Origin of the sequence: Cereibacter sediminicola, from assembly GCF_007668225.1 — a bacterium.
GTDB lineage: Bacteria > Pseudomonadota > Alphaproteobacteria > Rhodobacterales > Rhodobacteraceae > Cereibacter_A > Cereibacter_A azotoformans.
In genome coordinates, this window is record NZ_VDEK01000018.1 from 24,331 (window position 1) to 37,698 (window position 13,368).

Here is a 13,368-nt window from a genome sequence, read left to right on the forward strand (position 1 = left end):
TTGGGCAACGACCCCGCGGCTAGACCAGAACCTGAGGAGCGGGATCGGGACGGCGGAGCGTCTCGCGCGCCCGGTGGATCAGCCGCTCGGGCGTCGAGCGGAAGAAGAGGCCGGGACGCATCGGCTTGCCCACCTGCAGGATCGGCCGCGGCAGGGCGAGACGGTCGTAGATCGGCGCGCGGTCCGCCAGCCGGAGGCCAAGCACCTGGGCCAGCACATGCGGCCGTTCGGTCGGGGGGGCGGGCATGAGCCCCATGAACTCACCCTGCCCGGCGTGGGCCAGCACCAGCCCCTCCGGCCGCAGCCGGTCGAGGATCACCGCCGCCACATGGGTCAGCATGTCATGATACTGCCCGGCGGTTGCGGCCGCCGCGATGGCCCCCGCGTTGCCGATCCGAAAGGCCAGCGCGGTCTGGCCGGTGTGCCCGTGGCGCAGCCGGTCCTCGAAGGCGGCAAGCTCCATCACCCCGTCGAGCCCGAGCACCGGCCGCGGATCGCCGAAGCCGGCCGCCGCCAGCCCGTGAAGCCGGAGCGCAAGGGCGCGCGAGCGCCGCCGCTCATCGGTCAGGCGGGCCGCCATGCCGAGCCGCGCCCGCAACTCCAACGGATCAATCTGACGCGAAACATAGTCGGATGCCCCGGCGGCCAGCGCCTCGGCCAGATCGCCGTCCTTCTGCGGGCGGGCGATCAGAAGGATCGGCGTCGCGCCATGTTCGGGCAGGAGGCGCAGCCTCCGGCAGAGCGCCGCGGCCCCTCCGGGCAGGTCAAGATCGAGGATGATGCAATCGAATCGTGCCCCCGCGCCCAGAAGCCGCAGCGCCTCGCGCGCGGTGGCCGTGCAGTCGGGATCCGGCAGGCCGAGCCTGTCAAGCATCTGGCGCAGAACCAGCACGAAGGCCGGATCATGATCGATCACCAGAAGCCGCATGCCCCCCACCTCCGCGCGCGCGGCGCCTTGTTGTCCCTGCCTCGGAAACAGATTAACGCGCGGCGCGGATTTGAGCCTCAATTGCCGAAAGCTGTTCTGATAATTCTCCTGGATGCGGCAGTTTTCCGCTTACTCGCCTTCCGGCTGTTCGCGATCAACCAGACCGATGCCGACCGGAACATTATCACCCTGATAACGCGAACGGCCGCAGGTGCACGAGGCATCCGCGGCCGTTGCCGGATCCGGGGCGGAGCGTCACTTGCGGGTGATGCGGCCCTCGATCACCGGCGCGTAGGGCGCATGGGCCGCGAGATATTCGGCCGTCACGTCGGCCAGATCGGGTCCGAAATCGTAGGCGTTGGCGGCCTCGATGAACATCGTGTAGCCGTCGCCGCCCTGCCGGACGTAGTTGTTCGAGACGACGCCGTAGGTGCGCGAGGGGTCGATCGGCTGCCAGCCCCCTTCTTCCATCACCATCACCTCCGAGACCCTCGACCCCGCGGGGGCGGCCGGATCGAACACATATTTCAGCCCCGCCACCTGCGCGAACCGGCCGGCTGCCTCCTCGACCTCGCTCACCCCGTTCTCGAGCGCGGCCACCACCGTTTCACCCGAGACCTGAAAGGTGGACAGCGTGTTCTGGAACGGCAGCACCGTCAGCACATCGCCCATCGTGACCGTGCCCCCCTCGATCGAGGCGCGCAGCCCTCCGCCGTTGGCGATGGCGATCTGGACCCCCTGCTCGCGCACCCTCTCGAGCATCGCATCGGCCACGAGATTGCCCATCTCGCATTCGCCGCTGCGGCAACTCTCGCGGGAGCCGTCGATATCCTGCGCAAGTTCGGTGACCACGCGGGCGCGGATCTCCTCGAGCGGGGCCGCCAGTTCCCTGACCCGCGCCAGCGTCGCCGCATCCTCGGCCACCGACGCATCGAGGAGCCTCGGCGCCCCTTCGGCCGAGACAAGCTCGCCCGCGTCGTCGAAGGTCACGTTCAGCTCGCCCAGATACTTGCCATAGGCATAGGCGGTGACGATGGCGACCTTGCCCACCATGGTCGGATAAGGGCCGGCGGCGTCCTCATCCTCGTTCGACAGGAGCGTGTGCGAATGCCCCCCCACGATCACATCGACATCCCGAAGGGTCGCGGCGATCTGCTTGTCAGCCTCGTGGCCCAGATGCGAAAGCACGATGATCTTGTTCACCCCCTCTGCGGTCAGCCGGTCCACCTCGGCCTGCGCGGCCTCGACCGGCTCGGTGAAGATGACGTTGGGCCCCGGGCTGGCCAGCTCGGCCGTGTCGAGCGGCGTCAGCCCCACGATGCCGATCTTCTCGCCGCCCTTCTCGACCACCACCGACTTCTGGACCTGCTCGCGCAGCTCGGGCTCGGACGTCAGATCGGCGTTGGCCATCAGAAGCGGCGCCTCGAGCTGGCGGGCGAAATCCGTCAGCACCTCCGGGCCATCGTCGAACTCGTGGTTGCCCACCGCCATGGCGTCGTAGTCCAGCCCGTTCATGAACTCGGCGGCCAGCTCTCCCCTATAGCGCATGTAGAAGAGCGAGCCCTGGAACTGGTCGCCCGCGTCGAGCAGCAGCCGCGTGCCTCCCTGCGCCCGCGCCTCGGCGATGGCCGTCACCAGCCGAGCGATCCCGCCAAAGCATTCGCCCGCCTCATTGTCCTCGGGCGGGCAGGTCGAATCATGGTTCGAGATCGGCTCGAAACGGTCGTGAAAATCGTTCGTGTGCAGGATGGTGAGCGCAAAGTCGGCCCGCGCCGCGCCCGCCGCAAGCGCCAGCAGTGCGGCCGAGGCGAGAAGGGTGGATTTCATGTCTAAGCTCCCGGTCTGGACAGGTGCGGCCAGAGTGCGGGGACAGGCGCCCGCTGTCAAAGGCGAGGTCCGGTTTACGCAGGGGCAGCGGGACTCATCGGCCAACGGCCATATTGACCGGCGCACAGTCCGGGTGCATGAGGCTGACATGCTGATCTTCAAGATTTTCCGCCGCACTGAATGGGACGCATTCCGCAACGCCGGGGCCACGGCCGGGGCGCCCGTCGATCTGGCGGACGGCTACATCCATTTCTCGACCGCGGCGCAGGTGGCCGAGACGGCGGCCCGGCACTTCGGCACCGAGAGCGATCTGGTTCTGGTGGCGGTGGATCCCGACCGCGCCGGCCCGGCCCTGAAGTGGGAGCCGTCGCGCGGCGGACAGCTCTTTCCGCATCTCTACCGCCGCATGACGCTCGACGACGTGGTGTGGGACAAGTCGCTCCCGCTTGGCGCCACCGGCCACATCTTCCCCGAGGGGCTCTGGTGAACATCCTGGAACGCGCGGCGCTGACGGCCCTTCACCGGATGGACCCGGAGAAGGCCCATGGCCTTTCCCTCTCGGCCCTGCGCTCGGGCCTTGTGCCGCTGCCGGGGCCGGTGACGTCGCCGCGGCTGGCCACCTCGGTCGCGGGTCTTGCGCTGCCCAACCCGGTGGGGCTGGCCGCGGGCTATGACAAGAACGCGGTGGCGCTGCCCGCGCTGATGCGCGCGGGCTTCGGGTTCATCGAGGTGGGCGCGGCGACGCCCCGGCCGCAGCCGGGCAATCCGCAGCCCCGGTTGTTCCGCCTGTTCGAGGACCGCGCCGCGATCAACCGCTTCGGCTTCAACAACGACGGCGCGGCCACGATCTGCGCCCGGCTGGCCATGCGGCCCCGGGGGCCGGTTCCGGTGGGACTGAACCTGGGCGCCAACAAGGACAGCGCCGACCGGGCCGCCGATTTCGGCGCGGTGCTGGCGGCCTGCGGCCCGCATGTGGATTTCGCCACGGTCAATGTCTCGTCGCCCAACACCGAGCGGCTGCGTGATCTTCAGGGCCGGCAGGCGCTGTCCGCCCTGCTTGCCGGGGTCATGGAGGTGCGGGCGACGCTCTCTCTTGCGGTGCCCGTGTTCCTCAAGATCGCGCCGGATCTGTCGGACGCCGATCTGGCCGAGATTGCCGAGGTGGCGATGGAGTCCGGCATCGCCGGGATCGTGGCGACCAACACCACCCTCTCGCGCGAGGGGCTGCAGAGCGCCCACGCCGGCGAGGCGGGCGGCCTGTCGGGCGCACCGCTCTTCGCGCGCTCGACGCGGGTGCTGGCCCGGCTTTCGCATCTGACCGAGGGACGGCTGCCGCTGATCGGCGTGGGCGGGATCTCGAGCGCCGAGGACGCCTATGCCAAGATCCGTGCCGGGGCCTCGGCCGTGCAACTCTACACCGCCATGGTCTACGAGGGCGTGGGTCTGGCGGCCCGGATCGCCAGGGGCCTTGACCGGCTTCTCGAGCGGGACGGATTCGGCAATGTCTCCGAGGCCGTCGGGACCGGCCGCTCGGACTGGATGAACCGTTAGCGACCGATTAGAAAAAACTTTTCAGACGCGGCCGAAGCCTGTGCTCAGAAGGCCTTGAAGGTCATCGTCGTCAGCGTGCGCTGGATGCCGGGAATATCGAAAAGCTTTTCCGAGAGGAACCGGCCGACATCCTGATCGGCGGGCACATAGACCTTGGCCATCAGGTCGAAGTCGCCCGATGTGGAGTAAAGTTCGGAAACGACCTCGCGGTCGTAGATCGCGTCGGCGACCTCGTAGGTCTTGCCGGGCACGCAGCGGAACTGGACGAAGACGCAGCGCATGTGCTTGCTCCCTTGCACTTTTGCCCCGACTCTAGCCTTGGCCGAGGGCGAAGTCACGCCCGCCCGGACGGAGGGGGCCTACTCCTCTGCCTGCAGCTTCAGCCGCGGGGCGGCGCGCGGCAGATCCTCGACCGAGAGCGGCTGCTGCGGCAGGGCGAGGCGGTTGCGCACCACCCAGATCAGGCGCTTTTCGGCGCGGGTGATGGCGACATAGGCCAGCCGCTTCCAGAGCGGCACGCCCGCCTCGGTCCGGCCCGCCTGCGCGGCGGCCCAGAGGTCGGGGGCGAAGACCTGCACCACCTCCCATTGCGAGCCCTGCGCCTTGTGGATCGTGACGGCCGATCCGTGCAGGAAGGCCGCGCCCATGCGGGCCGCCGAGGGGATGAAGGGCTCTTCCTCGCCGGGCTTCTCGATCTTGATGATCGAGGCGGCCGAGACCTGCGGATCCTCGGCGCCCACCACATGCAGCTTCGCGAACCCCTCCCGGTTGCCGGGGCCGAGATAGATCACCTGCGCGCCCTTGATCAGCCCGCGCGCCTCGAGGTCGATCCGCTTCTTGCGATGCTTCAGCGGCAGCTCGATCCCGTCGCAGATCAGCGGCTCGCCCGGCAGAAGCTCGGTCTCGGGCGCGCCGTGGGCGGCGCGGAAGGCGGTGATGAGGCGGATCCGCGTCTGGTTGCGCCAGACCAGCGCCGGCGAGCGCGCCATCAGACCGGCATCGACCCGCTGCGCCACCTGCACGCGATCGTCCCGGCGGGCCGCCCGCTCGACCATCGTCTCGAACTGCTCGAAGCTCAGGTCCGGGTCGGCCAGCGCATGGGCGAGATCGAGAATCGGATTGTCCTCGGCCTGTCGGTGGATGCGCGAGAGCGACAGCGTCCGCGCCTCCCCCAGTGTCTCGAAGACCATCTTGCCCGACTGGCCCACCGGCGCCAGCTGCGCCGGATCGCCGAACAGGACCAGCGTGGGAAAGATCTCGCGCAAGTCATCGAACTGGCGTTCGTCCAGCATCGAGGCCTCATCCACGAAGCCCACGTCGAGCGGTTCGTCCCGCCGTTTCCAGCCCTTGATGAAGTCGGACCCCCGCAGACCCGCCGCCGCCAGCGCACCGGGGATGGAGGGCACCTGCTCGTAGAAGGCCTTGGCCCGGTCGAGCGCCGTCTCGGACAGACCTTCGACCTCGGGGCGCTTGCCGTTTCCGGCCAGCCATTCGGCGATCCGCTCATACTGCGGATCGTAGAGCGGCGAATAGAGGATGCGATGGATCGTGGTGGCCGGCACGCCGCGCAGACGCAGCACGCTGGCCGCCTTGTTCGTCGGCGCAAGGATGGCGAGGGTGCGCCGTTCCTTGCGCTTGCGGCCCTCCCAGTCGCCCGAGACCACCTCGAGCCCCGCCTCGGTCAGCGCCTTCGTCAGCGAGGCGAGCAGCATCGTCTTGCCCGATCCGGCCTTGCCCACCACCGCGAGCACCGAACTCTTGCCCTCGACGGGCGCCGAATGGCTGCCGTTGGCGAGATCCACGCCCATCCCGCGCAGCTGTTCGGCCACACGGTCGTAGGCTTCCGCCTGATCGTCGGAAAAGGAAATGGCCAGCATGGGCGCGACCATAGCCGCAGGCGCAGGCCAAGGCCAGCGCCGGCGTTCAGTTGGGCCGCGAGGGCGGCTCGTCCTGTTCGGGACCGGGCGGGGGCGCCCCGATCTCGGCCCGGGCCAGCCGGATCGTCTCATCCAGGCCAGCCGCCAGCGCGGGAAGCGCGTTCCGCTCGGCATACCTGCGGAGGTCGCTCAGCACGTCGAGTATCCAGTCATGTGTCATTGCGGCATCGGCGCCGGAATCGCCCTTCGGAGCAGGTCATTCTACCGCAAGGCGAGCGCGGCTGGCGCGCGCTGTCAACCGGGCTTTTCCTCGAAGGCAATCAAAAGCCGCCGCGGCCCGTGCCGCGGCGGCCCGAAAACTGCCTTCCGGGGCATCAGCCCTTGCGGCCGGCGTCCAGCACGTCGGCGAAGGTGCGCAGGCCGGTGCGCGGGGCCTGCACCAGCACGGCCATGTTTCCGGGCTTGTGCTGGTTGCGGTACATCTTCATGTGCGCGGCCGGGATCTCGTCCCAGGGGAAGACCTCGGACATGCAGGGGTCAAGCCGGCGCTCGATCATCAGCTGGTTGGCGGCCGACGCCTGCTTGAGGTTGGCGAAGTGGCTGCCCTGCAGGCGCTTCTGGTGCATCCACATGTAGCGGACGTCGAAGGTGCAGTTGAAGCCGGTGGTGCCGGCGCAGATCACCACCATGCCGCCCTTCTTCACCACCAGCGACGAGACCGGGAAGGTCGCCTCGCCCGGATGCTCGAACACCATGTCGACGTTCACACCCTTGCCGGTGATGTCCCAGATCGCCTTGCCGAACTTGCGCGCTTCCTTCAGCCACTCGTTGTATTCGGGCGAGTTGACCTTGGGCAGCTGCCCCCAGCACTTGAAGTCCTTGCGGTTGATGACGCCCTTGGCGCCGAGGCCCATGACGAAATCGCGCTTGTCCTCCTCCGAGATCACGCCGATCGCGTTCGCGCCCGCGGTGTTGATGAGCTGGATCGCGTAGGAGCCGAGACCGCCCGAGGCGCCCCAGACCAGCACGTTCTGCCCCGGCTTCAGGTCGTGCGGCTTGTGGCCGAACAGCATCCGGTAGGCGGTGGCGAGCGTCAGCGTGTAGCAGGCGGCCTCTTCCCAGGTCAGGTGCTTGGGGCGGCGCATCAGCTGCTGGGCCTGCACACGGGTGAACTGGGCGAACGAACCGTCGGGCGTCTCGTAGCCCCAGATCCGCTGGCTCGGCGAATACATCGGGTCGCCGCCGTTGCACTCCTCGTCGTCGCCGTCGTCCTGGTTGCAGTGGATCACCACCTCGTCGCCGACCTTCCAGCGCTTGACCTTGTCGCCCACGGCCCAGACGATCCCCGAAGCGTCGGAGCCCGCGATGTGATAGGGCGCCTTGTGGCCGTCGAAGGGCGAGATCGGCACGCCGAGGCCGGCCCAGATGCCGTTGTAGTTCACCCCCGCGGCCATCACGAGGACAAGGACCTCGTGGCTGTCGATGGCGGGCGTCTCGACCACCTCGATCTGCATGGCCTTGTCCGGCTCGCCGTGGCGCTCGCGGCGGATGGCCCAGGCATACATCTGCTTCGGCACATGACCCATCGGAGGCATTTCGCCGATCTCGTAAAGGTCCTTCTTGGGAGCGTCGTAGGCGACGATGTCGCTCTGAACGTCGAGGGCCATGCTTGCCTCCTGTAGGGCCTGAAGGGAGTGCCGCAACGCAGAATCGGCGGCGTCGATGGGATGAGATACGATTGGCTCCGCAAGATTGCAATAGCTAAGCGCGCCATTTTTGTAATATTCTGTCCGCTGCGACGCAGCGTAAATCATCCTGATCCCTGGCTGCGGGTTCTTCGACGGCGGGCCTCTGCGGCGTGTAAAAGGGAGCCTGGTTCACCCGAGGGGGCGAGTGGAGTTTCCGGCGCGTGGCCGTGGAACCTCGCCGCATTGCGGCGAATTGACAGGGACATTATCTTTCGCGTATCCACATCCAACCGCAACTTCCTTGCCCGCCTGAGTGGAGGTTTCTCGCCATGACCCAGAAGGATAGCCCCTGGCTGTTCCGAACCTACGCCGGCCATTCCACGGCAAGGGCCTCGAACGCGCTCTACCGCACCAACCTTGCCAAGGGGCAGACGGGCCTGTCGGTCGCCTTCGACCTGCCGACCCAGACCGGCTACGACAGCGACCACGAGCTTGCGCGCGGCGAGGTGGGCAAGGTCGGCGTTCCGATCTGCCACCTGGGCGACATGCGGACGCTGTTCGACCAGATCCCGCTCGAGCAGATGAACACCTCGATGACGATCAACGCCACGGCGCCGTGGCTGCTCGCGCTTTATATCGCGGTGGCCGAGGAGCAGGGGGCGGATGTCTCGAAGCTGCAGGGCACGGTGCAGAACGACCTGATGAAGGAATATCTCAGCCGCGGCACCTACATCTGCCCGCCCAAGCCCTCGCTGCGCATGATCACCGACGTGGCGGCCTACACGCGGGTCCACCTGCCCAAGTGGAACCCGATGAACGTCTGCTCCTACCACCTGCAGGAGGCCGGCGCCACGCCCGAGCAGGAGCTGGCCTTCGCGCTGGCCACCGGCATCGCGGTGCTCGACGACCTGCGCACGAAGGTTCCGGCCGAGCACTTCCCGGCGATGGTGGGCCGGATCTCGTTCTTCGTGAACGCCGGCATCCGCTTCGTCACCGAGATGTGCAAGATGCGCGCCTTCGTCGATCTCTGGGACGAGATCTGCCGCGACCGCTATGGCATCGAGGAGGAGAAATACCGCCGCTTCCGCTATGGCGTGCAGGTGAACTCGCTGGGCCTGACCGAGCAGCAGCCCGAGAACAACGTCTACCGCATCCTGATCGAGATGCTGGCGGTGACGCTCTCGAAGAAGGCCCGCGCCCGCGCCGTGCAATTGCCCGCCTGGAACGAGGCGCTGGGGCTGCCGCGGCCGTGGGACCAGCAATGGTCGCTTCGGATGCAGCAGATCCTGGCCTACGAATCGGACCTGCTGGAATACGACGACCTCTTCGACGGCAACCCCGCGGTCGAGCGCAAGGTCGAGGCGTTGAAGGCCGGTGCACGGGAAGAGCTGGCCCATATCGAGGCGATGGGCGGCGCGATCGAGGCGATCGACTACATGAAGGCGCGCCTCGTCCAATCGAACGCCGAACGCATTGCCCGCGTCGAGTCGGGCGAAACGGTGGTGGTGGGCGTGAACCGCTGGACCAACGGCGCGCCCTCGCCGCTCACCACGGGCGACGGCGCGATCATGGTGGCCGACCCGGAAGCCGAGCGCGATCAGGTCGAGCGGCTGAAGGCCTGGCGCGCCGCGCGCGACGAGGCCGCCGTGACCGCCGCGCTGGCCGAGCTGCGCCGCGCCGCCACCTCGGGCGAGAATGTGATGCCCGCCTCGATCGCCGCCGCCAGGGCGGGGGCCACCACCGGCGAATGGGCGGCCGAGCTGCGCCGCGCCTTCGGCGAGTTCCGCGGCCCAACGGGCGTCTCGCGCGCGCCCTCGAACCGGACCGACGGGCTCGATCCGATCCGCGAGGCGGTGCAGGCGGTCTCGGCGCGCCTCGGTCGGCCGCTGAAGTTCGTGGTGGGCAAGCCGGGGCTCGACGGCCATTCCAACGGCGCCGAGCAGATCGCGGCCCGCGCGCGGGATTGCGGAATGGACATCACCTATGACGGCATCCGCCTCACGCCCGCCGAGATCGTCGCCAAGGCCGTCGAGGATCAGGCGCATGTGATCGGCCTGTCGATCCTCTCGGGCTCGCACATGCCGCTGGTGACGGAGGTTCTGGCCGAGATGCGCCGCGTCTCGCTCGACGTTCCGCTGATCGTGGGCGGCATCATCCCCGAAGAGGATGCCGAGCAGCTTCGCGCGATGGGCGTGGCCGCCGTCTATACGCCCAAGGATTTCGAGCTGAACCGGATCATGATGGACATCGTGGGCCTCGTGGACCGGACGGCCCTCGCGGCGGAGTAAGCCCTCCGCCGCACCGGACCAACGCGCTTCGCCAGCAGGCCCGAAGGGCCGCCGGCAGGTCATTGGCGCGGCCGTGTGACGATGCCCACCGTCACACGGCGCGAGACCGAAGCGCGTTCGCGGCGTGACGGCCCGCCCGCCGGGCCGTCACGCCGCGGCCCCGATCAGATCGCCGCCAGCAGAGCCTCGCCGCCCGAGCTTTCGCAGACGCCGGGGCTCTCCTCGAGATGGAGCACCGTGACCACGCCGTCGCGGGCGTGCAGCGCGTAGCGTTTCGAACGGCCGATCAGCCCCACCGGCGGCGCGTCGAAGGAAAGGCCGAGCGCCTTGGTGAAGGCGCCCTCCGCATCCGCCAGCATGGTGATGCCGGCCTCGGACGCGCCGGTGGACTCGCCCCAGGCCTTCATCACGAACGGATCATTGACCGAGATGCAGAGGATCTCCTCGACGCCCTTGTCGGCGAACTGCTCCTTCGTGCGGATGAACGAGGGCACATGCGCCGAATGGCAGGTGGGCGTGTAGGCCCCCGGCACGGCAAAGATCACCACGCTGCGGCCCTTGAGCCGTTCGGACAGCTGCACCTGCTCCGGCCCCTCGGGCCCGATCCGCACCAGCGTCGCCTCGGGCAGCCGGTCTCCCACCGAAATCACCATCTCTTGTCCCCATCTCGTTGCGTTCCCGATGCCGCGAGTTATAGGGTCGCGCCGGACGCCCGGCCAGTCGATTTGTCGCAGGGTGAAGGAGTGAGGGTCATGCCGGACATCGTGGTGGTCGGAGCGGGACAGGCGGGCGCGGCGCTGGTGGCCAAGCTGCGCGCGCTGAAGTTCGAGGGGAGCATCACGCTTCTGGGCGAGGAGCCGAGCCCGCCCTACCAGCGCCCGCCGCTGTCCAAGGCCTACCTGCTTGGCACGATGGAGGAAGAGCGGCTCTGGCTGCGCAACCGGGCCTTCTACGCCGAGGCCGGGATCGAACTGCGTCTGGGGGCGCCGGTCACCGCCATCGACCGGACCGCCCGCACCGTCACCGTGGGCGGCGAACGTCTGCCCTACGGCCAGCTGGTCCTGACGACGGGGTCCGTCGCCCGCCGCCTGCCCGAGGCCGCCGGCGGCGGGCTGGACGGCGTGTTCACCGTCCGCACCCTCGCCGATGTCGATGCGATGCGGCCCGAGTTTCAGCCGGGGCGGCGGCTCGTGGTGATCGGGGGCGGCTATGTCGGGCTGGAGGCCGCGGCGGTGGCGGCCAAACTGGGGCTCGACGTGACGGTGGTCGAGATGGCGCCGCGCATCCTGCAGCGCGTGGCCGCCTCCGAGACGGCCGACTGGTTCCGCGCGCTTCACACGTCGCGCGGCGTCCGCATCCGCGAGGGCGTGGCCCTCGACCGCCTGATCGGCGAAAAGCGGGTGACGGGGGCCCGGCTGGCCGACGGAATCGAGCTTCCGGCCGACTTCGTGATCGCGGGCGTGGGCATCCGTCCCGCCACGGAGCTGGCCGAGGCTGCGGGCCTCGCGCTCGACAACGGGATCGCGGTGGATGACATGGGTCGCACTTCGGACCCGGCGATCTGGTCGGCGGGCGACTGCGCCTCGTTTCCCTGGAAAGGCGGCCGGTTGCGGCTCGAATCGGTTCAAAACGCCATCGATCAGGCCGAAGCGGTGGCGGCCAACATGCTGGGGGCCAACCGGCCCTACCGGCCCATGCCCTGGTTCTGGTCGGACCAGTTCGACACCAAGCTCCAGATCGCGGGCCTCGATCTCGGCTACGACCGGGTGGTGACGCGGGGGCCCGAGGGCGACTCGGTCTCCTTCTGGTATTACCGCGGGCCCGAGCTTCTGGCCGTGGATGCGGTGAACGATCCCCGCGCCTACATGGTCGGCAAGCGCCTGATCGAGGCCGGACGGAGCCCGGCACCCGACACGGTGGCCGATCCCTCCACCGCGCTCAAGTCGCTGCTCGCATGAGGATCATCGGCGGACAGAAGCGCGGGCTGAAGCTGGCCGAGGTGGGCGAAGGGGACGCACGGGCCCATCTGCGCCCGACCTCGGACCGGGTGCGCGAGGCGATCTTCAACCTTCTGATCAATGGCGGCTATGGCAATCCGGTGGCCGGCGCCCGGGTTCTCGATCTCTTCGCGGGCACCGGGGCGCTCGGGCTCGAGGCGCTTTCGCGCGGGGCCGGGCACGCGATCCTCGTCGAGAGCGGACCGCCCGCGCTTGCCCTGCTCAAGCGCAACATCGCCCTGATGCAGGCCGAGGACAGGACGGCGATCGAGCGGCGCGATGCAACCCGCCCCGCCCCCGCACCGGCGGCACCCGTCACGCTCTGTTTTCTCGACCCGCCCTATGGCAAGGGAATGGGCGAGAAGGCCCTGGCCGCCCATTCCGGCTGGCTCTCCCCCGGCGCCATCATCGTCTGGGAGGAGAACCACCCCCCTGCCCCGCCTGCGGGCTTCACGCAACTCGACCAGCGGCGCTACGGCGATACGCTGGTCACCCTTCTGGAGGCGCCATGACCGCGGCGGTGATCTTCGACTGTGACGGCGTTCTTGTGGACAGCGAGCCCACAGCCTTCGCCCTTCTGGGCGAGGATCTCGCCCGCCACGGCCTCACGCTGGGCCATGAGGAGCTCGAGGTGCATTTCCTCGGCGGTACGATCCCCGGCGCGGCGGCCAAGGCCCGTCAGCTCGGCGCCGATCTGCCGGCCGGCTGGGTCGAGGACTTCTACGAGAGGCTCTACGCCCGCCTCGGCGAGGGCACGCCGCTCATCCCGCATGTCGAGGAGGTGGTGGCGGCGCTGGACCGGGCGGGTATCCCCTATGCGGTGGGCTCCAACGGATCGGACCGCAAGATGCAGGTCACGCTGGGGCAGCATCCCTCGCTGATGGCGCGGCTGCACGGGCGGCTCTTCTCGGGCCAGTCGCTGGGGGCACCGAAGCCCGCACCGGATCTCTATCTCCATGCCGCCCGCGCGCTGGGGGTCGAGCCGTCGCGCTGCACGGTCGTGGAGGACAGCCCCACCGGCGCCCGCGCCGCACGGGCGGCGGGCATGACCTGCTTCGGCTACGCGCCGAACGGCAACGCGGCGGCGTTGGCGGCCGAAGGCGCGCGACCCTTCACCGACATGCGCGAGTTGCCGTCGCTCATGGGGCTCTGACCGAGCTTCACAAGCGGAGCGGTTCGCGCCCCGGACGCAGGCAACCGATCTGGCCGGGT

General features: G+C 68.9%; 13 protein-coding genes. 6 read left to right on the forward strand and 7 right to left on the reverse strand.

What is annotated here, in order from left to right:
- Positions 1-19 precede the first annotated feature (19 nt).
- Complete coding sequence (locus FG154_RS12725) at positions 20-928, reverse strand: response regulator (protein ID WP_145108428.1); 909 nt, start codon at positions 926-928, stop codon at positions 20-22.
- A gap of 255 nt (positions 929-1,183) precedes the next feature.
- The gene (locus tag FG154_RS12730) at positions 1,184-2,755 is read right to left on the reverse strand and encodes a bifunctional metallophosphatase/5'-nucleotidase (RefSeq protein ID WP_145108431.1); all 1,572 of its coding nucleotides are present in this window, start codon (positions 2,753-2,755) and stop codon (positions 1,184-1,186) included.
- Between the two features lie 148 nt (positions 2,756-2,903).
- On the opposite strand from FG154_RS12730, the gene FG154_RS12735 reads away from it, so the two are divergent.
- Both FG154_RS12735 and FG154_RS12740 read left to right on the forward strand, forming a co-directional pair.
- Positions 2,904-3,242: a DUF952 domain-containing protein gene (locus FG154_RS12735; protein WP_145108434.1), complete on the forward strand. Its 339-nt coding sequence runs from the start codon at positions 2,904-2,906 to the stop codon at positions 3,240-3,242.
- Positions 3,239-4,306, forward strand: coding sequence for a quinone-dependent dihydroorotate dehydrogenase (locus FG154_RS12740; RefSeq protein ID WP_145108437.1), 1,068 nt, complete (start codon positions 3,239-3,241; stop codon positions 4,304-4,306). Before FG154_RS12735 ends, FG154_RS12740 begins: the two co-directional genes overlap by 4 nt.
- 44 nt (positions 4,307-4,350) lie before the next feature.
- Here the strand turns inward: FG154_RS12740 and FG154_RS12745 are convergent, their stop codons facing one another.
- The 4 genes from FG154_RS12745 to ccrA form a co-directional block, all read right to left on the reverse strand.
- The gene (locus tag FG154_RS12745; protein ID WP_145108440.1) at positions 4,351-4,587 is read right to left on the reverse strand and encodes an Lrp/AsnC ligand binding domain-containing protein; all 237 of its coding nucleotides are present in this window, start codon (positions 4,585-4,587) and stop codon (positions 4,351-4,353) included.
- Between the two features lie 78 nt (positions 4,588-4,665).
- Positions 4,666-6,195 (reverse strand): ATP-dependent DNA helicase, encoded by a 1,530-nt coding sequence (locus FG154_RS12750; protein WP_186312354.1) that lies wholly within the window; start codon positions 6,193-6,195, stop codon positions 4,666-4,668.
- 34 nt (positions 6,196-6,229) lie between these two features.
- Entirely contained in the window at positions 6,230-6,403 is a 174-nt protein-coding gene (locus tag FG154_RS12755; RefSeq protein ID WP_101341360.1) for a hypothetical protein, read from the reverse strand.
- Between the two features lie 154 nt (positions 6,404-6,557).
- Entirely contained in the window at positions 6,558-7,850 is a 1,293-nt protein-coding gene (gene ccrA / locus FG154_RS12760) for a crotonyl-CoA carboxylase/reductase (RefSeq protein ID WP_145108446.1), read from the reverse strand.
- A gap of 350 nt (positions 7,851-8,200) precedes the next feature.
- Between ccrA and FG154_RS12765 the strand changes: the two genes are divergently transcribed.
- Positions 8,201-10,159, forward strand: a complete 1,959-nt coding sequence (locus FG154_RS12765; RefSeq protein WP_145108449.1) for a protein meaA — start codon at positions 8,201-8,203, stop codon at positions 10,157-10,159.
- A 164-nt stretch (positions 10,160-10,323) separates the two neighbouring features.
- On the opposite strand, the gene FG154_RS12770 is transcribed toward FG154_RS12765, so the two are convergent.
- Complete coding sequence (locus FG154_RS12770; RefSeq protein ID WP_145108452.1) at positions 10,324-10,812, reverse strand: peroxiredoxin; 489 nt, start codon at positions 10,810-10,812, stop codon at positions 10,324-10,326.
- A 99-nt stretch (positions 10,813-10,911) separates the two neighbouring features.
- On the opposite strand from FG154_RS12770, the gene FG154_RS12775 reads away from it, so the two are divergent.
- Genes FG154_RS12775 through FG154_RS12785 form a run of 3 tightly spaced genes read left to right on the forward strand, consistent with a single transcriptional unit; the run spans position 10,912 to position 13,309 of the window.
- Complete coding sequence (locus tag FG154_RS12775; protein ID WP_145108455.1) at positions 10,912-12,117, forward strand: NAD(P)/FAD-dependent oxidoreductase; 1,206 nt, start codon at positions 10,912-10,914, stop codon at positions 12,115-12,117.
- Entirely contained in the window at positions 12,114-12,668 is a 555-nt protein-coding gene (gene rsmD / locus FG154_RS12780; RefSeq protein WP_145108458.1) for a 16S rRNA (guanine(966)-N(2))-methyltransferase RsmD, read from the forward strand. Before FG154_RS12775 ends, rsmD begins: the two co-directional genes overlap by 4 nt.
- Positions 12,665-13,309 carry an HAD-IA family hydrolase gene (locus FG154_RS12785; RefSeq protein ID WP_145108461.1) on the forward strand — a complete coding sequence of 215 codons (645 nt, stop codon included), beginning with the start codon at positions 12,665-12,667 and terminating at the stop codon, positions 13,307-13,309. The genes rsmD and FG154_RS12785 overlap by 4 nt, the downstream gene beginning before the upstream one ends.
- Positions 13,310-13,368: the final 59 nt, after the last annotated feature.